The sequence below is a fragment of the Carboxylicivirga caseinilyticus genome, assembly GCF_050589785.1.
Taxonomy (GTDB): domain Bacteria; phylum Bacteroidota; class Bacteroidia; order Bacteroidales; family Marinilabiliaceae; genus Carboxylicivirga; species Carboxylicivirga caseinilyticus.
In genome coordinates this window covers 1-1,832 of record NZ_JBNGOX010000094.1, presented here as the reverse complement: position 1 = coordinate 1,832, position 1,832 = coordinate 1, and the positions used below count along the sequence as shown (strand labels likewise).

At 31.2% G+C, this 1,832-nt stretch carries 2 protein-coding genes; both read right to left on the bottom strand.

Annotated elements, in window-relative coordinates:
- Positions 1-95: 95 nt before the first annotated feature.
- The gene (locus ACRD62_RS22330) at positions 96-497 is read right to left on the bottom strand and encodes a hypothetical protein (RefSeq protein ID WP_430822300.1); all 402 of its coding nucleotides are present in this window, start codon (positions 495-497) and stop codon (positions 96-98) included.
- A gap of 104 nt (positions 498-601) precedes the next feature.
- Complete coding sequence (locus tag ACRD62_RS22325) at positions 602-1,363, bottom strand: Fic family protein (protein WP_430822299.1); 762 nt, start codon at positions 1,361-1,363, stop codon at positions 602-604.
- Positions 1,364-1,832: the final 469 nt, after the last annotated feature.

Sequence of the window (1,832 nt, the reverse complement as noted above, 5' to 3'; positions counted from 1 at the left end):
GAATCAATATATTATTATGAAAAACAAAGAGGCTAATCGGTAAAGATTAACCTCATATATTTTCCTTTTTAAGTATTACTTCTGAAATCGCCTATTTAGATATTAGTTATTGAATATATAAGTAAAACATATGTCATTATTAAGTATAGAATCACTGCTGATCTTTTTAATGTCAATGCTATATTCTTGTCATTATGCCACTTGTGTGATAATTCTGTGTATTTATTTTTATATCGAATTATATTTAAAAGAACAATCAAAATATATGCAACACTTTCAATTTGAATATCATAACTCTTTAGTGTGCTTGGTAAAGGTCTCCATATAAATAAAACAATAGTTACAATATTCATTAGTTGCAACATCCCAAATAATGCGCTTACTATAAATTCTTTCTCCTTAAAGTATCCTATTTTTTCACCAACTATAAATGCTAATGTGTAATGAATATAATCAATTGACTCTAGAGGATTTATTATTTTGAAATTCTTTTTCACTAGGTTATTGATCTATAGTTCTGTTTCTTAGCACTTGCCCATAAATGCGTCAGGACGAGCAAACCAAGCCATGCTTTATTTTCGGCTTGTTGGGATTTCGTGCTTTATTTAAGGCAATTTGGTAGCATTTCTAAGAAGCCAATACATCTGTCATAATTTAACTCATAAAAATTAACTCCTAGGCTAATAGTCTCATAATATTTTGATTGGTTCTTTTTATAATATTCCTCGGATGGCATTTTCCAAAATTGACGTCCTAATTTTTCTGAAACAAACCATTTTTCTAAAAGCCTTGCAGCTCTTCCATTTCCGTCTCTAAATGGGTGGATGTGTGCGAATCTTAAATGAATTAGTGAGGCAAAATAGAATACTTCAATTTCATCAAGGTCTGATTCAATTAGCTCATTTATACCTTGAAAAAGTGATTTCATTTCTTTTTCTACAAATTCAGGCTCTACTGCCATATATGCTAATCCTGATTTTCCAAAAACACCAACTTGCTCAATTCTATATTTACCTCTTTTACTCCTAATTAATAAAGTGTCTGAAAATATTTTATGACAATTCAATAAGTTTTTCTCGTTCAGCTTGTTGTTTTGTGCAAATTCGTATGCTTCGACAAGATCCTCTATTTCTTCGATTTCTTTTCCTACTTTGAATTTATCTTTATTCATTTCATAATTCATGTAAGAATTTAAATCAATACTGTTCCCCTCAATATTTGAAGAGTATACAGCAGAAGATTTAGTTAAATATTCAAATCCACCACGATTTTCAGAAAAATCAAATGCACTAATCAAATTAGAGATTTCATTTCCAATTAACTTCTTATATGTGTCTAAATATTTTCTTTCAGTTATTCTCATTTAATCTAACTATTTAAACACAAATATACTCAAATTGCATGTCATAACCTTTTTTTAAAACAGCAGTTTCAGCATGAATTCGTGGCGCATTAGTCGTGATGTCGTGTCACCCGCTAGGGGGACTAAGACGGTAGACTAAGGCGTCAGGACGAGCTGACCGAGCCATGCTTTATTTCCGGCGGGTTGTAGCCTGTTATTTATTCATTTTCAATTCGAATTCTTCCATATAGCCAACGAATCGAAATAGGAGTTGCAATTTTAGTCCGAACCACTTTCCCATTATCAATTCCTGGATCCCAATTCGGCATAGATTTAATTGTCTGTGCAACAGTTTTATCTAACGGTTCATCTATTCCTTGAACTAATTTAATATTACACTAGTGGGCGATTAAGATTAAAAAACGATCTTTGAAATTCTTTGTTAGTCGTACTTGTAGCGATTTTTAATAGCGTGACGATTTGAATTGAA